General features: G+C 63.1%; 19 protein-coding genes and 2 pseudogenes. 9 read left to right on the top strand and 12 right to left on the bottom strand.

Translation table 11 applies throughout. The features are described 5' to 3' along the window. The first annotated feature begins 143 nt into the window (after positions 1-143). Together PD885_RS04960 and PD885_RS22650 are read left to right on the top strand one after the other, a co-directional pair. A complete protein-coding gene (locus PD885_RS04960; RefSeq protein ID WP_002807993.1) occupies positions 144-2342 on the top strand; it encodes a methyl-accepting chemotaxis protein in 2199 nt (732 codons plus the stop codon). A gap of 139 nt (positions 2343-2481) precedes the next feature. After that, the gene (locus tag PD885_RS22650; RefSeq protein WP_002807991.1) at positions 2482-2748 is read left to right on the top strand and encodes a hypothetical protein; all 267 of its coding nucleotides are present in this window, start codon (positions 2482-2484) and stop codon (positions 2746-2748) included. 577 nt (positions 2749-3325) lie between these two features. Here PD885_RS22650 and PD885_RS04950 read toward each other — a convergent pair. Beyond that, a complete protein-coding gene (locus tag PD885_RS04950) occupies positions 3326-4267 on the bottom strand; it encodes a proline iminopeptidase-family hydrolase (RefSeq protein ID WP_002807989.1) in 942 nt (313 codons plus the stop codon). A gap of 241 nt (positions 4268-4508) precedes the next feature. After that, the gene (locus tag PD885_RS04945) at positions 4509-5273 is read right to left on the bottom strand and encodes a LuxR family transcriptional regulator (RefSeq protein ID WP_002807988.1); all 765 of its coding nucleotides are present in this window, start codon (positions 5271-5273) and stop codon (positions 4509-4511) included. 193 nt (positions 5274-5466) lie between these two features. Here PD885_RS04945 and PD885_RS04940 point away from each other — a divergent pair, with 193 nt between their 5' ends. Then, positions 5467-6849, top strand: a complete 1383-nt coding sequence (locus tag PD885_RS04940) for an APC family permease (protein ID WP_002807983.1) — start codon at positions 5467-5469, stop codon at positions 6847-6849. 452 nt (positions 6850-7301) lie between these two features. After that, positions 7302-8699 carry a trypsin-like serine peptidase gene (locus PD885_RS04935; protein ID WP_002807981.1) on the top strand — a complete coding sequence of 466 codons (1398 nt, stop codon included), beginning with the start codon at positions 7302-7304 and terminating at the stop codon, positions 8697-8699. 358 nt (positions 8700-9057) lie between these two features. Here PD885_RS04935 and PD885_RS04925 read toward each other — a convergent pair. Further along, positions 9058-9856 (bottom strand): IS5 family transposase gene (locus PD885_RS04925; RefSeq protein ID WP_088056677.1). Its coding sequence is split into 2 segments (ribosomal slippage): positions 9058-9586 and positions 9585-9856, totalling 801 coding nucleotides; the frame shifts between segments, so codons are not numbered across the junction. A 101-nt stretch (positions 9857-9957) separates the two neighbouring features. Next, entirely contained in the window at positions 9958-10365 is a 408-nt protein-coding gene (locus PD885_RS22395) for a MerR family DNA-binding transcriptional regulator (protein WP_323193895.1), read from the bottom strand. 31 nt (positions 10366-10396) lie between these two features. On the opposite strand from PD885_RS22395, the pseudogene PD885_RS04915 reads away from it, so the two are divergent. Further along, positions 10397-10738: pseudogene (locus PD885_RS04915) on the top strand (MFS transporter); the annotation flags it as partial. Positions 10739-11306: 568 nt separating this feature from the next. Here PD885_RS04915 and PD885_RS04910 read toward each other — a convergent pair. From PD885_RS04910 to pdxH, 8 genes and pseudogenes are all read right to left on the bottom strand, one after another. Continuing rightward, complete coding sequence (locus PD885_RS04910) at positions 11307-12473, bottom strand: glutathionylspermidine synthase family protein (protein ID WP_002807974.1); 1167 nt, start codon at positions 12471-12473, stop codon at positions 11307-11309. Position 12474: 1 nt separating this feature from the next. Then, positions 12475-13050 carry a DUF1190 domain-containing protein gene (locus PD885_RS04905; protein ID WP_002807972.1) on the bottom strand — a complete coding sequence of 192 codons (576 nt, stop codon included), beginning with the start codon at positions 13048-13050 and terminating at the stop codon, positions 12475-12477. 12 nt (positions 13051-13062) lie between these two features. Further along, complete coding sequence (locus PD885_RS04900; RefSeq protein WP_002807970.1) at positions 13063-13467, bottom strand: DUF350 domain-containing protein; 405 nt, start codon at positions 13465-13467, stop codon at positions 13063-13065. A 37-nt stretch (positions 13468-13504) separates the two neighbouring features. Continuing rightward, complete coding sequence (locus PD885_RS04895) at positions 13505-14182, bottom strand: YjfK family protein (RefSeq protein WP_040762604.1); 678 nt, start codon at positions 14180-14182, stop codon at positions 13505-13507. A 176-nt stretch (positions 14183-14358) separates the two neighbouring features. After that, positions 14359-14682, bottom strand: a pseudogene (locus tag PD885_RS04890) (ion channel); the annotation flags it as partial. Between the two features lie 25 nt (positions 14683-14707). Continuing rightward, positions 14708-15481 (bottom strand): PspA/IM30 family protein, encoded by a 774-nt coding sequence (locus PD885_RS04885; protein WP_002807966.1) that lies wholly within the window; start codon positions 15479-15481, stop codon positions 14708-14710. 12 nt (positions 15482-15493) lie between these two features. Next, positions 15494-15910, bottom strand: coding sequence for a YjfI family protein (locus PD885_RS04880; protein WP_002807963.1), 417 nt, complete (start codon positions 15908-15910; stop codon positions 15494-15496). 288 nt (positions 15911-16198) lie between these two features. Further along, entirely contained in the window at positions 16199-16798 is a 600-nt protein-coding gene (gene pdxH / locus PD885_RS04870) for a pyridoxamine 5'-phosphate oxidase (protein WP_002807958.1), read from the bottom strand. A gap of 165 nt (positions 16799-16963) precedes the next feature. On the opposite strand from pdxH, the gene PD885_RS04865 reads away from it, so the two are divergent. From PD885_RS04865 to hemE, 4 genes are all read left to right on the top strand, one after another. Further along, entirely contained in the window at positions 16964-17506 is a 543-nt protein-coding gene (locus tag PD885_RS04865) for a shikimate kinase (protein WP_002807956.1), read from the top strand. Continuing rightward, the gene (aroB, locus tag PD885_RS04860) at positions 17503-18651 is read left to right on the top strand and encodes a 3-dehydroquinate synthase (protein ID WP_088056676.1); all 1149 of its coding nucleotides are present in this window, start codon (positions 17503-17505) and stop codon (positions 18649-18651) included. The genes PD885_RS04865 and aroB overlap by 4 nt, the downstream gene beginning before the upstream one ends. Positions 18652-18824: 173 nt before the next feature. Then, complete coding sequence (locus PD885_RS04855) at positions 18825-19076, top strand: WGR domain-containing protein (protein ID WP_002807952.1); 252 nt, start codon at positions 18825-18827, stop codon at positions 19074-19076. A 9-nt stretch (positions 19077-19085) separates the two neighbouring features. Continuing rightward, complete coding sequence (gene hemE, locus PD885_RS04850; protein WP_002807950.1) at positions 19086-20150, top strand: uroporphyrinogen decarboxylase; 1065 nt, start codon at positions 19086-19088, stop codon at positions 20148-20150. The last annotated feature ends 55 nt before the right edge of the window (positions 20151-20205 follow it).

Below are 20205 nucleotides of genomic sequence, written 5' to 3'. Positions count from 1 at the left end.
GAATCCAATCACATTTAAGCGCGTAAAGCTTGCGTGATGACGGCCGTTATCCAGAGAAGCGCCGGCTAGCTCAGTCAGCGGGCTTCGCTGGTCCGGTCGGGTCTTTTCTCGCGCCACCTACTTTTTCTCACCAAGGTCCCCTAATGTTATCCACCATCAAAAACAAGTTTCTGCTGGCATTGCTGGGCACCTTGGTCCCCTGCATCCTGCTCTGCCTGTTCTTGCTGAACAGCCTGGATAACTCAAAGGAGAACGTGGGCACCCTCTACCAGCGGGACTTCACCGGCTCCGTGCTGGCCAGCGATGTCGACGGCTACTTGACGCGGGTCGATATCAACATCCTGCGCATGATCGCCATCGGCACGCCTGATCTGATTACGCAGTGGAAGCAGGAGAACGACAAGCGATTCATTCAAGTCGAAGCCAGCATTGCACAACTCAACCGCTTGCTCACGAGCGAGCCGGAGCACAAAACGCAACTTCAGAAAATCGCCACCAGCTACGGTCGGATGCGCCTGGGCATGCAGCGCCAGGTTGCGTTGATCGAAGCCGGCGATATCGCGGGCGGCGCGGAAGTGAACCGCACCCAGGTCAAGGACAACGCCAACGCCACGTTTGCCGGACTTGCCGCGTTGCGCGAGGACCTGAGCAACTCCGCCAAGACACGCTATCTGCAGCAGCAGGCTTCCGACGCGCGGGCCATGACGATGTCGGTAATCGCGCTGGTGCTGATCGCACTGGCCGGCATCGGCATTGCACTATTGCTAGGCAACGCCATCGCCCGCTCGATTCAACAAGCGGTTGCGGCGGTCCAGCAGCTGTCGCGCGGGGTGCTCGACGTCAAAGTCAAGGTGACCGGCAAGGACGAAACCATGCAGCTGGCCAGCGCCGTGTACCTGATCCGCGACCGTCTACAAGAAGTGATCGACGCGCAGTTGGACATGGCGCGTCGACACGACGCGGGCGAGAGCAGTTACCGCATGGACGAGAGCGCGTTTCCCGGCGAATACGGGAACATGGTGCGCGGCGTCAATGCACTGGCGGGCTCGCACATCGCGGTAACGATGCGCCTGGCGCAGATCATGGGCCGCTATGCGATCGGCGATCTTTCCGAAGACATGGAGCGGCTGCCGGGCGACAAAGCCGTGCTCACTGCGACGATGGATACAGTCAAGCAGAATTTGGTCGCGATGAATCGCGAGATCGGCCAGCTGTCCGCGGCCGCGGCCGCTGGCGACTTCAGCGTGCGCGGCGACACCGAGCGCTTCCAGTACGACTTCCGCACGATGGTCGAAAGCCTCAACACCTTGATGTCCACCGCCGACGGCAACCTGGAGGCGCTGTCCAAGCTGCTGCAGGCCATTGCCGCTGGCGACCTGACCGTTCGCATGCAGGGCGATTTCCAGGGCGTGTTCGCGCGGATGCGCGACCACGCCAATGCCACCACCGAGCAGCTGGCCGATATCGTCGGCCGCATCCAGCTGGCAGCAGGCAACATCAATAGCGCCTCAAGCGAGATCGCCAACGGCAACGACGATCTGTCGCGGCGCACCGAGCAGCAGGCCGCCAGCCTGGAGGAAGCCGCCGCTTCGATGGAAGAGCTGACTTCGACAGTCAAGCAGAATGCCGAGCACGCACGCCAGGCCAACCAATTGGCCGTCGGCGCGGCGACGGTGGCCTCGCAGGGCGGCGACGTGGTCGGTCAGGTGGTCACCACCATGAGCGGCATCGAGACTTCCTCGAAGAAGATTGCCGACATCATTTCGGTGATCGACGGCATCGCTTTCCAGACCAATATCCTTGCATTGAATGCCGCGGTGGAAGCAGCGCGCGCCGGCGAACAGGGCCGCGGTTTTGCCGTGGTCGCCAGCGAGGTGCGCACTCTCGCCCAGCGCTCGGCCGGCGCGGCCAAGGAGATCAAGAGTTTGATCGACGATTCGGTCACCCAGGTTAGCAAGGGCTCCGGCCTGGTCCGCCAAGCCGGGCAGACCATGCAGGAAATCGTGTCGTCGGTGCAGCGCGTGACCGACATCATGGGCGAGATTTCCGCTGCGTCGCAAGAGCAGTCGACCGGCATCGAGCAGGTCAACCAGACCGTGATCCAGATGGACGAAGCGACACAGCAGAACGCGGCCCTGGTCGAAGAAGCCACCGCAGCGGCGCGCTCGATGGAGGAGCAGGCCGGACAGCTGACCAGCGCCGTTTCGATCTTCCAGGTCCGCGCGAGCCTGGCACAACCGCTGCGCCCCGCCGCAGCGGCAAAGTTGAAGTCGATCGGATCTGGCACCGGCGGTGCGCTGGCGGCACGTAGCCGAAAGCCGGAACCGCACGCACTTGATTGACAGCGGCTTTGCGGCATCGCCACGACAAAACAGCCGATCCCGGCAACCTGCGCGGATCGGCTGGGTGGAAGCGGTGCCAGCCAGCGCACCTGCTCGGCCAGCTTGATGCCAGCACCGGCGGTGGCATGACCTCGGCTTTGTGACCTACACCGCCGGCAGCGCGGTGTACGTGGAGCCCAGCGGTTCCGAAGAATACCTGCGAGCGCATCCGCTGGTGGCGTTGGCGCAGAGTGTGCCGACGCTTTCCAGCACGCTCCAAGGCGATGTCGCGACCGACGCAGGTGTTGACCAGATCCCAATAGCCGATCGCGTTGCCGTCGCGCCAGGCGACCGAGTTCTTTACGTTTTCGAAGTCGGCCTCGATCAGCGCACCCCCGGCCCATGCGCTCGTTGCTGCCGGAAGTAAGCACGTTGTTGAAGTCGGTGTTGTAAAGGTGGCTCAGGCCGCGGCGTTGCAGCGGCAGCCACGAGTTCACGTTCTCCAAGCGGTTGTGGCGATAGGTAAAGCGGTGCGTGGGGCCACATTGTTCGCACGTTTTAGACACAAAAATTATCAAGAAATGAAAATATGACGCGTCACGGTGTTCTTTTGGCCGGACATGCAAAATAGACATCAAAGAACAGTCCAGGCAGGAAACGTCTGCGCTGTGCTATGGATGAGTTTGGATCGATGCACACAGGCACTGGCGATGCTTGTGTGTCTATGCAGATGCCAGCCTGCGTAGCGATCGCTACTGGGTTGGAAGGCACTTTGGGTGCGCCCAGTAAGACGCAGGCATCTCAACAGATGTGCAGGTCAGTACGCAGTCGGCGTTGCTGTGCGCTGCTGCACAGCACGTGCAAACGTTGCTGCAAGGCATCACAGCGGTGTACCAGCGACTGCGTAAAGGTCGATCGAAGTAACAGATGCCTCAGCGGGCACCTGCGCCAAGCAAACCGATCGGCAGAACGCACACCTCTCACGTGCACACGCCACCGGGCACTCACACGGCGCGATCGGCCAGGGCCGACGAACGCACCAGCTGTCCGCCGGACCAGGGCGTTTGATCGTCCAGGAAATTGCCGACCAGGCGCATGCAGGCAGCGCGCTCTTCCACGTGCGGCATATGGCTGGAATTGGCGAACACATGCCAGCGTGCGTCCGGAATCAGGCGCGCATACGGTTCGACGGTTTCCGGTGTGGCCTCGTCGTACTTGCCCGATAGCACCAGCGTGGGCGCGGTAATGCGGTGCAAGCGCTCGATGATGCTCCAGTTGCGCAAGCTGCCTATCACATGGAATTCGGTAGGGCCGTTCATGGCGTGATACACGGTGGGGTCGGCATCGATGGCGGCGAAGGTGCGCGCCACTTCGGCAGGCCACGGCAGTACGCGGCACACATGCTGCGCGTAGAACGCTTGGCTTGCGGCACGGTAGGCCGGATGGTCCAGGGTGCCGGCGGCTTCGTGCTCGTCCAGGGCGGCCTGAATGTCGTCGGGCAGGCGTGCACGCAGACGCAGCGCAGAGGCACGCCACAGACCCATCGACGCCGGCGAATTGGCGATGACCAATGTACGCAGGCCGGCCGGCCTGCGCACCGCATGCTCGGCGGCCAGCATCCCGCCCCACGACTGGCCGAGCAACGCATATTGCGACAGCCCCAGGTGCGTGATCAGGGTGTGCAGCTCGTCCAGAAACAGCCCGACCGTCCAAAAGCCGGGATCGGCATTCGGCAGATGTGTGGAGTTGCCATTGCCGAGCTGGTCGTAATGGATCACCGCGCGCCCGTTGGCTGCCAGATCCTTGAAGCTGTCCACATAGTCATGGGTGCAACCCGGGCCGCCGTGCAGGACCAGCAGCGGGCAGGCGTCCGGGCGCAGGTCGCCGGTAATGCGGTACCAGGTGCGGTAGCCGCGGAATTTGACGTAACCCTCAGTGGACTGCATGACCTGCGCCTGCTTACGGCAATGATTAACCCCGAGCCTAGCGACCCGGCAGACTGGCGTTAACTGGCAAATCTCACAGGTTTGACGTGTTTTCGGATGCGCGGTAGCGCTGGCGGACGATCGGTTCAGCCAAATGTGCCGCGCTGCCGAATCGGGCAGGATTTTGGGCGAGCTCGATGCGGATTCCGATCGAACTGCCCGGTTCAACTCAGCGCATCTATCGCAGTAACTATTGCCAGGCTTATGGCTCCAGCAACCGATAGTGCATACCGCGCACGACCGCCTCGACGCGATTGCGCGCGCCCAGCTTGCGCGCGGCGGAGTTCAGATGCAGGTTCACCGTGGCAGTGGAACGATTGAGCGCAGCTGCGATGCTCTTCGCAGTCAGTCCCTTGGCCGAGTACTGCAGGCACTCGCGCTCGCGACGGGTCAAGACGATGTGGTGGCAGCGGCGTTCGTGCGGATCCAGCAACTCCTGCGCACGCGCCTGGAAGGTGTGGGCCAGCAACAGGAACGGCGACAGCTGTGCAACGGCCAGCCGTGGCGCCTCGGCGGCGACGGCATCAACTGCACCACTGAACGTTGCGAATGCGCCGCCGGGCAGATGCAGCGGAACGGTGACACCGGTGCCCATGCCGCTGTCGCACAGATATTGCGTCACCTGGCGATGCTGTCCACCGACGTATTCAAGCCCCGCTCGGTCGCCATCGGTGCGGTACGACCACACGAAAGGCGTGGTGCGCCGCGTCGCACGTTGCTGAACGGGATCATGTTGGTAATACCCATGCTCGCACCAGACATGCTGCATGTCGCCCGGCGCATTGCGTTGTATGAACACCGTTGGCGTAATCAGCGTGCCTTCCATGCTCAGCGGTACCGGCGCGTAGTCGTAGACAAGCGACTGGAAACCGAGCGCACAGACATCGCGAAATACCCGATCCAGGCAGCCATTGAGCGTATGCAGCGCCTGCAGATCGCGGCCCAGGCTGGCCAGAGTGTCGAACATGGTCGCTCCTTCGGTGCCAGCATTTGCCACTGGGTGACATCCAGCATGGAAAACCTAGCACTTTTACCAATGGATGGGCTTGCCGGCCGCATTACCGTCACAATGCCGGTCAGATAGCTGCAACGCAACATCAACACGCAAGCGCCTTGCCGCGCCTGCTTACGACTCGGCACTCCTTTCAGCGGACACATGCATGACCGACACACCACACCGCGACGATGCGGCCACGCTGGAACGCTTTGGCTACGCGCAAGAGCTCAAGCGGCAGCTCACGCTCAAGGATCTGCTGATCTACGGACTGGTGTTCATGGTGCCGACGGCGCCGTTCTCCATCTTTGGCGGCGTGTTCGACATCAGCGCCGGGATGGTGCCGCTGACCTATCTGGTCGGCTTTGTGGCGATGCTGTTCACCGCCTTGAGCTATCAGCAGATGTCGCAGGCGTTTCCGGTGGCTGGCTCGGTGTACGCCTATGTGGGGCGAGGATTGAGCAGCGGCATGGGGTTTTTGGCTGGCTGGGCGATCCTGCTCGACTATTTACTGGTGCCGACGCTGTTGTACGTGGTCGGTGCCAATGCGATGCACAACGTGTTGCCGGCGGTACCGCAACCGGCGTGGATCGCGTTTTTCGTCGTGCTCAATACCTTGGTCAATCTGCGCGGCATAGAAACCACCGCGCGTGCCAATCGCTTTTTTCTGTTCGCGCAGCTGATAGTGCTGGCGGTGTTCGTGGCGCTGGCGACGTTGGCGATCCAGCGCGGCGTCAACGGCGCGTACTGGAGTTCGCGTCCGTTTTACAACCCGCAAGCATTTTCCCCGCAGTTGATCTTCAGTGCGTTGTCGGTGGCAGTGGTGTCGTTCCTCGGTTTCGATGCGATTTCCACCTTGTCGGAAGAAGCGCGCGGCGGCAATCGTGTAGTCGGGCGCGCCACCTTGTTGGCGCTGCTGATCGTGGCGGGTCTGTTCGTGCTGCAGACGTGGCTGGCGGCGTTGCTGCAGCCGGACTTGCAGCGCTACCCCAGCGCGCAGGCGTCCAACGATGCGTTCTTCGAGATCGGGCGGCTGATCGCGGGGCCTTGGCTGCAGATCGTCATTGCGCTCACGGTAGCGATCAGCGCTGCGATCGCCAATTCGTTGGTCGCGCAGGCCGCCACATCGCGCCTGTTGTTCGCCATGGCGCGCGACCGCCAGCTGCCGGGGTTTTTGCGCTACATCCATCCACGCACCGGCGTGCCGCAGCGCGCCATCTTGCTGGTTGCCGGCTTGAGCATGGTGTTGGGCGAAGTGTTCGTTGGCCAGATCGCGCTGCTGTCTTCGCTGTGCAACGTCGGCGCGCTGACCGCATTTATCCTGCTGCATATCGCGGTGCTGTGGCATTTCCGCGCGCAGGGCCGTCTGGTGCTGCACGGTGTGGTGCCATTGATCGGCATCGTCATCCTGGCCTATGTGCTGATAAGTGCCGACCGGCATGCGCAACTCGGTGGCACCACGTGGATGGCGGTGGGCCTGGCGGTACTGGCTTTCCTGAAAATCAGCGGTCGCTCGACCGAGTTCCGCGCAAGCGATGCGTTGGAATAACGCCGACATCCCTCAGTACGCAGCGATCGGTGCGCCGATGCCTGCTGCAATCGCAACGCACCTGCCTGCAAGCGTGATCAGAGGCTGGCGAATCGCACCGTGACACCAAATGACTGGAATTCGACGCATTGCCGGATGCGTCGCGCCTGCACGCCGAATCGCCCGCTAAGAGTAGCTAGTGCAGCGATGCGCTGAACGGTGACGCATCGTCCAAGCGGCGCGCTTGGCTTCCACAGTTGCGCATGCGCTTGGCAAAGATCAGTCGCCTACATGACGAAGCGAACTGATGCAATTTAATGCAATTATATTTTTATTTAATACTTGCCTATGAGCGAGATTTTCAGCACATATTCATCTGTAAAATTTCGTTAGCCTCGTTCGGCGTCGACGATGGCGCTCGTATGTTGCAGCCCCCGCTGCAGCCTGCTGATCCCTGACGAGAAGGACTACCAATGAATCGCAAGAATGCGTTGTATTTGGCGCTGTTCTCCGCTGTTTCCGGCGCCGCGCTCGCCGCGCCGCCCGCCGAGATGGACGCAGCGCCGGCCAGCACCGCGCCACAAGCGGCCAAGCTCGGCGCGGCGACATTGCAGTCGGCAAGTTTACGTGGCGGCATCCTGCCTACGCGCATAGTGCAGCTCAGTGCTCCCACCAGCACCGAAATCAGTCGTGTGCGTGAGCGCCGCATTGCGCAGCTCAAACACGCTCAGCCGTTGCAGATCGGCTTCTCGCGTGCAGTGGCGCAGCCGCTGGTGAATCTGTCCAAGCTCGATTGGCGGGTGGCCGGCGATGGCTCCCACGTTGCGACCTTGAAGGTCAACTCAGCAGAGGCGGTGTCACTGCGTGCATCGCTGACTCTACGGGGCGCCGGCGCAATGCCGGGCGATCCGTCCAAGGTGACGCTGCGCTTTGCCGGCGACGACGGAGGCGTGTTCGAACAATCCGGTGCCAACTTCGCTGCCAGCGGCAACGACATCGGTTGGTCGCCGGCAGTGAGCGGCGAGAACCTGTTGATCGAACTGTCGCTGCCGGCCGGTCTGTACCCGGAAAACTTCAGCCTCAGCATTCCGCAGCTCTCACATCTGGACATCAGCCCTACCGCCAGCACGCGCGACATGATGACCATTGCCATCGGCGAGAGCGATTCCTGCCAGAACGACATCGTCTGCCGTGCCAATCCCACTGCCGGCTTCAACAATGCGGCCAAGGCCGTGGCGCGCATACTGTACACCAACAACCGGGGCTCGTTCCTGTGCACGGGCACCTTGCTCAACAACACCAACTCGCCCAAGCGCAATCTGTTCTGGACCGCGGCGCATTGCATCAGCACGCAGACCGTTGCCAACACGCTGCAGACCTACTGGTTCTACGATGCGGCGACCTGCAATGGCAATACCGCCAGTTCGCAGGCGACCACGCTGACCGGAGGTGCGTTTCTGCGTCATGCCAACACCACCCGTGACACCGCCTTGCTGGAGTTGAAGACCGCACCGCCAAGCGGCGCGTTCTACGCAGCGTGGAACAGCGCGGCGATCGGCGCGACCGGTACGTCGATTGTGGGCATCCACCATCCCTCCAGCGACGTCAAAAAGTACTCGCTGGGCACCGTGAATGCATTGAGCACGTCCATCGACGGCAAGAGCCCCATGTACCGCGTGGTCTGGAACGACGGCGTGACCGAAGGCGGCTCGTCTGGCGCGGGGTTGTTCACCATCGCCAGTGGTGGCGCCTACCAACTGCGCGGTGGGCTGTATGGCGGCTATTCGTTCTGCGCCGCACAGACCGAACCGGATTACTACTCGCGCTTGGCGGACGTGTATTCCACCATTTCTACATACTTCGGCCCGTAAGCGGCCACTGCGCGTGACAGTCGGTGCATCGCTTGCCGCGTTGGACGGCGCTTCGCTTGGGCGGAGCGCTACCGACCCATTGCGGGCTGCCCTCTTGCGGCTGCAGTGCGCCCGCCTTGCATTGCGAACCAGCCGGAGGCTGCGGCCATGGCGAGTATTGCGGGTGCCAGGCCTGTGCGCTGGACGACAACGTCAGCAGCACCAACAGCGTGTAGCGCGCGGCCATTGCCGCGTTTCTTGCACGCGTTGGCGCTACCTGCACATCAATGCTGATATTCTTCCGTTGCTGGTGGCGCCCAATGCGCAACCGCCTGCGGTGCAGAAAGCTGCCGCTGCGGCGCTCTTACTTAGAGCCTGTTCACGATCTTTTGAGTAGAAGCGCCAAGAAGGCCAGATGGATGAACTGCAAGCTGGTGTTGAGTTTGCGCTCGCAGTTCTTCCACAGCCTTCGGTTTTTCTCCAGCCAGGTAAAACTGCGCTCGACGATCCAGCGCTTGGGCATGACCTTGAAGGTGTGCAGTTCGCTGCGCTTGGCAATCTGCACCGTGAGCTGCTCGCCTAGAATCTCTCGCACGCCTTCGGCAAACGGTACTCCGGTGTAACCACTGTCGCACAGCAGGCTTTGTACATGCGTCAAGTTTGACTGACAGCGCTCCAGCGCCTGCAGCGCACCTTTGCGGTCGGTCACCTCCGCCGTCGTCACCGCGATGGCATGGAGCAACCCCTGGGTATCAACAGTGATATGCCGCTTGATGCCCGACACCTTTTTGCCCGCGTCATATCCCTTTTGCCCGGCTGTGTCCGTGTTCTTGACGCTCTGCGCGTCCACGATCAAGAACCTGCTGAAGATGTTGCGCTCCTGTTTCTCGCGGGCCACGCCAACCTGATTTTTTGAGCGCCCGCTCCAGCAGGCTCACTCCTTCATCGTCGCACTCGCTCCACTTGGCAAAGTACGAGTGCACGGTCCGCCACTTCGGAAAGTCGCTGGGTAGCGCTCGCCATTGGCAACCGGTTCGCAGCACGTACAACACTGCGCACCACACCTCATACATATCCACTCGGCGTGGCTTGGTGCGCTTGCGCGCTTGTTCTAGGATCGGGAGGATGTGTTCGAAACGCTCCCGGCTCATGTCACTCGGATAGGTTTTTTGGCGCATCCGCAGAGTCTGCACCAATCAGGAAAGATCGTGAACAGGTTCTTAGATGTTCTGGTCCAACTGCGGTCACAACACATCCAATGTATCCGGGCTGTGATTGGTTAGTGGATCGCTGCATCGCCGGCGAGCGTTTGACTGACCGGGTCGATGCTGGCGTTGAGGTCGTGGTCGGCGCGGTTCCGCCAAAATAGCGGGCCGGGCACCCCGCTACCGATGCGATAGGCATTGGGTGCGTCAGGCAGTTGCAACGGTGCGAACAAGGCCAGCGGGTCGAAGTCCCTTGCCGGAGCTGGTGCGCGTGTTGCGGGAGCGGCAAGCGCATGTGAGCTGACGCACGCCAACAACAACGCAACGGCGAGAATCCGCCGCAACGCATTGCGCGCATAACGGCGTTGATTGCCTGCGGTATGCAAGCTACGGATCAAGCCTTTGCGCGCGTAAAAATGCAGTGCAGACACCGCCGCACCACTGCGCTTGGCTACCTCGCCCTTGGACAACTCACGCTGCATTGCATTGACTTCAACTCCGGCGCGCTGCTGGATGTCGCTGGGCATCGTGATCAGCGCAGGTGCGGCGTGGCTAGCAATTCGGTACCGGTGGCGATTGCCGGCTGGGGCGCTGACCGGCCTGGGCACGTGCCTGCTGCCTCCCGGCCTGCCGGTGTTGACGGTGTCGTTGTCAGCGTCTGCGCAGCGAGGCGCCAACAGTGCAGCGCTGCAGCTGAGCGAAGCGATTGCGGTGGCCGGCATGCTGGCGCTGGCAGGCGCGTTGTTTGCCGCGCCGCTCGCATCGGCGACAGTCACTGCATACCTGAGCGTGTTCGGGTTGGCCTGCTGCTGGCTGCTTGCGGTGGCGAGCTTGCTCATGGCGCGGCGGGTGTGATGCGCGATGCGGCGGGCATAGAGGTGCCGAGGGAATGAAGCGCTGATCGCGGATGCTGAAGCGTCGTGGCCAGTCGACCGGCATGGCTCCAATTGCCTGCATCACTTGCGCGGTTTGGACGGCGTGCACGATCTACATGCTCGGCACTTGAAACTGGGCGGCCAACAAATCGCGACGATGCTGCTCCAATGACTTTGCCGATTCTGTCGAGATCGCGCCGACCGACAGCGTCAAAACCATCCCTGCGAACGCCTGGTCATTTTTTTCACCGCCTATCTTGACAGCATTACAGGCCGGGGCCTGCGCTCACTTGTCCACAGCCTTGTGCAACTTCCATCCACAGGGGGTGTGGAAAAGATGCGCCGTCTTGCATGGATTCCAGGCCTTGCGCGCAGGTCAAGCATGAATTAAGCCGATGAGCAATGCCGCTAAAGTCGTCCGTCGTGCCTGGCAGCAACATGCTACTTGCAGCACAGAGACACGGATCGAGGTGCGCCGTCGGCAATACCGTTCAATCGGATACGCAACACCGCCACCTCACTAGTGGCGATGCACACTCACACGCGTATCAACCGACGATGACGTGCGGAACGAAACGCGAGGTGTCGCGGGTGATCGGGCCATCATCGTCGCGCATGCCCAGCCCGGCCGGGCGATCAGCCACCACCCAACTTCCCACCAGCGCGTGCCGGCCGTCGAACACCGGCAACGGATGGTGCGCCTGCAAAATCGCCGGCCCATCCACATACGGCCCATCGGTCTGCGCAGCATCACCCTGTGCAGTGACCAGCGCGATGTTGGCACCTTCGCGCGATAGCAGTGGCTTGCGCACCCAGCCGGCTGTCGGCGCTTCGCCAGCTTGGGCAAAACGTGCCGGCAGCAAATTCGGATGGCCTTGATGACGCTCCCACAACAGCGGCAGGATGCCCTTGTTGCTCAGCACCGATTTCCACGCCGGCTCGATCAGACGCACGCGGTTGGCGCACAGCGCCGGGCCGAACCGCTCTTCCATCATGAATTCCAGCGGATACAGTTTGAACAGCGTGTGGATCACCCGGTCCTGCGCATCGGTGAACCAGCCATCGGCGCTCAGACCGATGTCTTCGATAGCCACTTCCTCGGTGCTGATGCCCACCTGGTGCGCGCAATCGCGCAGATAACGCACTGTGGCGCGATCTTCCAGCGAGTCGCGCACGGCAGAAAAATGCATCTGCGCTCCGATCGCACCATCCAGCGCCAGCGCGCCCAAGGTTTCGCACAGCAGATCCTGGATCAGGTTGTATTGATCGGTGCCTTTGGGCAGCAAGCCAGCGGCGATCTGTTGTTCCAGCCACACCCACTGGAAATATGCGGATTCGTACAGAGAGGTCGGCGTGTCGTAATTGAGTTCGTACAACTTGGCCGGGCCGTCGCCGGCATAGGCCAGGTCCATGCGGCCATACAGATGCGGGTCGCGGTTCTTCCACGCGTTGGCAATCCAGTCCCAGTAGAACCGTGGAATCGCCAGCTGCGTCATCAACGCTTCGGAGCTCACCACCTCGTCCACCAAGTGCATCGCCATGTCGTGCAGTTCTTGCGTAGGCGCTTCGATGTCGTCTTCAATCTGCCTTAGCGAAAACGCGTAATACGTACGCTCGTCCCAGTACGGTTCGCCGTCGATGGTATGGAAATGGAAGCCGAGCGACTCGGCGTATTCGCGCCAATCCGGGCGTTCGGCAATCGCGATCCGTTGCATATTAGCCGCCGTACCCGGAACTGCTCCCGCCGCTGCCGAACGAACTACGCGCCGCCGCACTGGAGCCGAAACCCGAACGCGAGACAGTGATCGCACGTGATGGCATGTCGATCGCGCCGCTGCCCCCGCGCACGGTGCCGATGCGGTTACTGGCCAGATCGCCGTTGGGCTTGTAGTAACCGCCGCTGCGGTAGTCGCGATACAGCGGCATCGCGCCGCCATAGCGATAGCCACCGCCACTCATGTTGCCCAGTGCGTAGCCCAGCAAGAACCCGCCCATCGGCGGGATCCAGCTGTGCTGGCCCTGGCTCTGGCCCTGCGCTTCGGTGCAGCTGCCGAATTGCGCATCGCACTCGTCGCGCGAGGTGAAGCGCGGCGCAGCCTGTTGATGCTTGGCCATCGCCTCATCGTAGGCCTTGAGGCACTGCTGGATGTCGGTCTGTTCCTGCTTGATCTGGTAGCAGTCGGAGGCCGACTGCAACACCACACCGGTTTCCGGCTCGGAGCCGCAACCGGTGACGAAGGCGGCCGGCAATGCGGCCATCAAGGTAAGTTTGAGATCGCGTGATCGCTTCATGCCTGCGCTCCGTTACGGCGTGATCGCCGCGGCGTTGATCAGGCCGACCGCGATCGACACGCCAGCCGAAAAAATGCCCGCCGCGGTAACGTTGTCGGTGATCTGCCGCGAGATGCGCCCGGCTACGAGATTGGCCAACATATACGCCACGATCTGGATGCCGCAGGCGACCATGCCCCAGATCAGCGCATCGACCAGGCTCACCGAATGGGTGATGGCCGAATGCAGCGGCAGCGCCACACCGATCAGATTGCCGGCCAGCGCGGTGGCAGCGGCCACATTGCCCTGACGCAGCAAGGCGAAGTCCTTGTGCGGGGTGACCAGGGTCACCAGCACCACCGAGACGACCAACACGCCCAGGCCAGTGGCGAAATAGGAAAGAAACGCGACGAAACTCTGCAGGTTGATCGGGTTCATGACAGCGCCAAGGTAAGTGGAAGACGAGCGCGCACGCTCAGGTGATATCGAGATCGGCCACGGTGACATCGATGCCGACCGCATAGGTGACGCAGAATTCGTTGGGGCCGGAATCCTCGCCAGTGACCAGCAAGAATTCTTCGCGCTGCAACTCGGGCACGTCGCGGCTATAGAGCATGGCGTAGTGGGTCAGATCGCCATCGCGCCGCGGCGGCTGATAGCGGTACAGCACCTCGTCGTAGGCGATCGGCGGAATTCGGGCCGTGTCATCGGTGGACTGCGTGGCACGCTGCCAGCGCTTGCCGGCGTACTCGATCTGTGCCGCACCCAGATGCGGATGCTGCATCACGAACTCCTGAAACGCCTGCTTGCTGGGCGGGTTGACCGTCTCGCAATACACGAACGCCTTCATCGCTTCCAGATCGCCGCCCACCGTGGTGACCTGCAGCAACGCGTCGTCATCCAGATAGAAGCGGTGCAAGCAATAGCCGTCGCCCAGATCGACATGGCCATAGCACGGAATGCCTTGATGGCCCCCCGGCAACTCGGCGGTCATGGCGTCGGGCGCCATGCGGTACAGGGTGGTGTCGATCTCCACCTGGCCGCCGATACGCAGGCCAAGGGGCAGGGTGTGACCGATCGCACCGGTGCCGGAAGTAGGCAGCGGCGGCGGTTGCGGTTGACCGAACAACTTGCTGAAAAAACTCATCGTCATGCGCCTTGTGGCATGGGGAAGTGGAAACGGCCGCAGTACACAGAGCTTGCCATGCGATGGCATGCACAGGCGCGCGCTGCTCGGCCAGGTAATACAGCATGGCGCCGGCCGCCCCCGCGGTATGTGCTGGCGGGTTCAACCGCAACGCGCCATCGGTCAGGCGCAAGCCCAGCAGCCATCTGGTGCCGCCTCCAGAAAGTAATGCGCATGCCGCTGGTCTGGCCAGCACCGTAGCGAATAGCGCCACCGCGCCCGGCATCAACACGAACACGGCGAGATAACGCCCGGCCAGCGACCCAGGTAACAGGTCGCCGTAGCCGATGAGGGTGACGGTGGTCATGAAGTAGTACGCAAACGCGTGCAGGCCGACGCGCTCGTGCTCGCCAGCCATCAACAGCGCGCGACTCAGCACCATGTGCGCCAGCGCCACCAAGCCCCGGCTGACGCGGCGCACATGGCGCCGCAATCATTCTCTGGAACAACCGTCCGACGATAATCATGGCGCGTCCTGTGCCGTGCGGTGGATCAGCTGTCGCTGCGCGGAACCTGCTGCACGTCGCGCACCTGGCCGATCAGCGGCGCAGTGCCGCTGACAGCGTCATGGCCGAGCTGGCCTACCGGCCTCTTGAAGCGCGCCAGCACCGCGGCGGCGTTGGAGTCGCCTTCCATCAGTCCAGCCGCGGCCAGACGCCGATTCAAAGCGCCATCGCCGGTGGACGATTCCAGCTCTTCGGCCGATTCGATGCGCGCAGAGGTTTCGGCCTGACGCGCCTTGATACGCTCCAGCGATTCCAGTGCCGAGCCCATCTTGCTGCTGGCACCGGAATGCCGCGCAGCAATCGCTGCCTGCGCCTTCTGCACCGCGTCGGTGGCCTTGACCGTATCGATCTGCTGACGCATGCCGCGCAGCTGGTTTTCGGTCTTCTGGATGGTGGCCTTGAGCGTCACCACCGACTGGTCGAGCGCGGTCTTGGACGCCTTGTCGCCGGCATCTTCGCTTTCCAGCGCAGCCAGCTTGGCCGCCACATCGTGCGCCAGCGCCTCGTCGTTCTTGGCCAGCGCACCTTCGATATAGCGCGTGTACTCGGCCATCTTGCCAGCGCGCGCTTCGATCTTCTGCTGGGCCAGCTTGCTCTGCGCCATCAGCTTGGTCAGCTCCTCGCGCGAACGCGTGAGCTGAGCGCCGGCATCACGCATTTCCTGATCCAGGATGCGCAGCGCGTTGGCGTCGACCGCTTTCTGGCCGGTTTCGTGTGCAGTGCCACGCAGCAGCGTGATCAGCTTGGAAAAAATACTCATGACAACACGCCTTTAGGAAAAGAACGACTTGAGAGATTCGGCGGCATCCAGCGTATTGGCCGCCAGGGTCTGGATTTCTTCATCGATCTGATCGAGCGTGGAAGACGCCGACAGTTCGCCGAAGACCACGTAGCAATCCTTGCCGTCGACCTGCACCAGGCCCAGGTTGGACAACGGATTGAGCGGATTGAGTCGCAGGCAGGCGTCGTTGAAGGCGGCGCGATCGCTCACTTGGTCGGCATTGGCCAGCAGCGTTGAAACAAACACCTGCGAGCCGGACGCGGCGACCTGGATCTGCATGTCGCCATGGTCGGCCAGGGTGAGGTTGATGGCCGGCTCCAGCCCGTCGATCAGCTCGACCTCAAGCAGCTGGTCGCGGTAGCGCTCGGCGAGCAGGCCGTGCAATTCGACAGTGGTGTACTGCGTCATACGATGTCCTGTCCTTATGGTCATGCAGCGGTGGTTATGCAGCAATAGTCATGCGATGGGCGGACATACTACAGACTGTTCGCGACCGGCAGAAAGGCTGCCCGGCGGCTGGTCAGGCAGGCGCCAGCCGGACGCAGACCACCCGTTCAGTTGACTCGAACCCACATGCCGCATGCGCAGCCTGGGCGGCGCTGTCTTCGGCATCCGGCGGCAAGGTCAGGCGCAATGCCAGCAATGCCGGGAGATCTGCGTCAAGCGCAGCGCGTACCCGCCAGCCGGCCTGCAGGCTTACGGATACAGCATCCGCTTGCTCCAATGGCTTGCCGTATCGGCTTCATAACGCCAACGCTCGTGCAGGCGGAACTTGGCGCCGTACCAGAACTCGAACGCCTGCGGCACCACCCGGAAGCCGCCCCAGCCATCAGGGCGCGGCACGTCGCGGCCCGCGAAGGTGGCTTCGACCTTGGCGATGGCCGCGTCGAACTCCTCGCGCGAGCCCAGCGTCTGCGACTGCAGCGAGGCCCAGGCGCCGATCTGGCTCATGCGCGGGCGCGAGGCGAAGTAGGCATCGGATTCGTCCGCGCTCACCAACTGTACGCCGCCTTCGATGCGCACCTGCACGCCGGCTTCGCGCAGGCTGCGCCACAGAAACAGCAGCGCCGCCTGCGGATGGATCTGCAGGTCGCGGCCCTTGGCGCTGTCCAGATGGGTGTAGAACACGAACCCGCGTGCATCGAAGCCCTTGAGCAACACGGTGCGCGCGCTCGGCCGGCCATCCAGGTTGGCAGTGGCTACGGTCATTGCACTGGCTTCGAGTTCGGCACTGTTGTGTGCCTCGCCGTACAGCGCGGTAAAGGTGGCAAGGGCTTCTGCGTACAGATCGGTCATGACGGTGCGTGGGCAGCAAGATTGGCGGCTATTGTGGGCGCATCGCCTGCATTTGGCCTATGCGCGACCAACAGAGGTATCTGTCGCAGGCATCCACGCCCGGGAATGGCGTCAACCACCCCTGATCGGCCCAGCCCGATGGCGTGAATGCTACGATCCCTGCGCATGAACCCCGCACCCAATCTCGTGATGGTCGGCCCGATGGGCGCCGGAAAAAGCTGCATCGGTCGTCGCTTGGCCGAGCGCTTCGGGCTGGACTTCGTCGACGTGGATCAGGCCATCGTCGAACACGTCGGCAGCAGCATCCCGGCCATCTTCGAAAAGCACGGCGAAGCGCGATTTCGGCAGCACGAAGTCGAGATCCTGCGTGCGCTACTGGAACAGGACAACAAGCTGATTTCCACCGGTGGCGGCGCAGTGCTGGATCCGCTCAACCGCCAACGCATCCGCGGGCGCGGTTTTGTGGTGTATCTGCACGTCGGCGTGCCGGCGCAGTTGACGCGGCTGGCGCGCGATCGCAATCGCCCGCTGCTGCATCGCGCCGATCGCGAGCAGGTGCTGCACGCGATGGCCGCGCAGCGCACCCCGCTGTACCAGGAGGTCGCCGACCTCAGCCTGGAAACCGATCATCTTTCCCCCGCCGAGGCCACCGCGCAGCTGGTGTCGCGCCTGGCGGCGCAATGGCGCATGTCGAGTACCCCCGCATGATACTTCCCCGTTCCTGGCGCAGCGTCGATGTCGACGGCGCGCAGCCTTACACCATCACCATTGCCCCAGGCCTGCTGGCCGACGGCGCGCGCCTGGCCAGCCATGTGCGCGGGCGCCACGTGCTGCTGCTCAGCGACTCGCAGGTTGCCCCGCATTACGCGGCCGGCGTGCGCGGCGCGCTGCTGCAGGCGCGCACGGATTTGCAGATCGGCGAGTTGGTCATCGCAGCCGGTGAAGCCTCCAAGACGCTGGACAACTTCGGCGCTGCGATCACCGCGCTGGCCGAGTTGGGCGCCACCCGCGACGCCTGCGTGTTCGCACTGGGCGGCGGCGTAGTGGGCGATCTGGCCGGCTTCGCAGCGGCCTGCTGGATGCGCGGCGTGGATTGCGTGCAACTGCCCACCAGCCTGCTGGCGATGGTGGACTCGTCGGTCGGCGGCAAGACTGCGGTGGACATCCCGCAGGGCAAGAACCTGGTCGGCGCGTTCCATCCGCCGCGCGCAGTGATCGCCGATACCGACACCTTGCGCACCCTGCCCGCGCGCGAGCTACGTGCCGGCCTGGCCGAGGTGATCAAGTACGGCGCCATCGGCGACCCGCTGTTTTTCCAGTGGCTGCACGCCGAACGCCGCGCCTTGCTGGACAGTGACGCCGCCGCGCTGGCGCAGGCCATCGCGCGCAGCTGCGAACACAAGGCCGAGATCGTCGCGCGCGATCCGCTGGAAAAAGGCGAGCGCGCCTTGCTCAATCTGGGCCACAGCTTCGGCCACGCGATCGAGACCGAACAAGGCTACGGCGCGTCCGGCAACGACAACCTCAACCATGGCGAAGCGGTCGCGGTCGGCATGGTGCTGGCGGCCCGTTTGTCGGCCGCGCTGGGCATGAGCGATGCGCAGGACACCGAGGCGCTGCGCGGCCTGCTGCACGACTTCGAGCTGCCAACCGAGATCCCGGCCGGCCTGTCGCCGGAAGCCCTGCTGGGGCGCATGCGGCTGGACAAAAAGAACATCGCCGGCCGCTTGCGTCTGGTGTTATGGCGCGGCATCGGCAAGGCCCAAGTCGTGCCCGATGTCGACGAAGCAGCGGTGCTGCAGATTCTGGCGAGCAGAGGGGCACCGCGCCGATCGCTAAAGCGTGACGGCTGAAGCCGTCGGCAGCCGTTCTGACAATTCGGATGGCTGCCGTGTGCGCGGTGGTCTGACGCAATGCCGTGCACGGTGCGCTTTTATGGGCGGACCAGCAGGCGGCTGACCCGACTCGCAACGCTCCAAATCCCTGCTCCCCCAGCTTTGAGCAGCGCCCAGCTACAATCGGCCCTATGCGCATTCTTCTGCAACACGACCCTGGCGGCAACACGCCCCTCCGCTACGTCCAGCTGACCCTGCAACCGGATCTGTTCGGCGGTTGGGAACTGCTGCGCGAGAGCGGCCAGATCGGTGGACGCACCCAGCTGCGACGCGACCAATACCTGCAGCAGGATGAAGCCGACCGCGCCTTCGACAAGGCGCGCGACGCCCATCTCAAACGCGGCTTCCAACTCATCACCGGCGGCGCCGACGCGCCGCGCTGAGGATCACCCATGCTCAAGAACGATCGCCTGTTGCGGGCCCTGGACCGCCAGCCCGTGGACCGCACGCCCGTGTGGCTGATGCGTCAGGCCGGCCGCTATCTGCCGGAATACCGCGCCACCCGCGCACGCGCCGGCAGCTTCTTGGGCATGGCCAAGAACCCGGACATTGCCTGCGAAGTGACGCTGCAGCCGCTGCAGCGCTTTCCGCTGGATGCGGCGATCCTGTTCTCCGACATCCTGACCATTCCCGATGCGATGGGCCTTGAGCTTTACTTCGTCGAAGGCGAAGGCCCGAAGTTTCGCCATCCGGTACGCGATGCCGCCGCGATCCATCGCCTGGGCGTGCCGGACATGGAAACCGAGCTGCGTTACGTGATGGATGCGGTGCGCCTGATCCGCCGCGAGCTCGACGGCGCGGTGCCGCTGATCGGCTTCTCCGGCAGCCCATGGACACTGGCCTGCTACATGATCGAAGGCGGCGGCAGCAAGGAATACGCGCGCATCAAGGCAATGGCCTTCAATGCGCCCGACGTGCTGCACCACTTGCTCGGCATCGTCACCGATGCGGTGATCGCCTACCTGTCCGCACAACGCGCAGCCGGTGCACAAGCGTTACAGGTGTTCGACACCTGGGGCGGCGTGCTGTCGCCTGCGATGTACCGCGAATTCTCGCTGCCCTACCTTACCCGCATTGCGCATGAGCTGGAACGTGGCGACGATGCGGAGCGCACCCCGCTGGTCTTGTTCGGCAAAGGCAACGGCGCGTATGTGGCCGACCTGGCCGCCAGCGGCGCCGAAGCCATAGGCGTGGACTGGACCATCTCGCTGGCAGATGCCACCCAACGCGCCGGCGGCCGAGTCGCACTGCAAGGCAACCTGGACCCGGCCACCCTGTACGGCTCGCCCGAGGCGATCCGCATCGAAGTCGGCAAGACCTTGGACAGCTACGCCCAAGGCAACGGCGGCTCGCGCGAGGGCCACGTCTTCAACCTCGGCCACGGCATGTCGCCAGATATGAATCCGGACCACGTTGGTGTGCTGGTCGAAGCAGTGCAGACGTTGAGCAAGCGTTGAGCCAGGCGCGATCGACGGTGCGCGGGCGCTCCGTCGATCAACAGACCTCGCGAAT

Source organism: Xanthomonas fragariae (genome assembly GCF_900183975.1).
Taxonomy (GTDB): Bacteria; Pseudomonadota; Gammaproteobacteria; order Xanthomonadales; family Xanthomonadaceae; genus Xanthomonas; species Xanthomonas fragariae.
The sequence above is the reverse complement of the archived record's forward strand: the minus strand, read 5'-3'. Positions and strand labels throughout refer to the sequence as shown.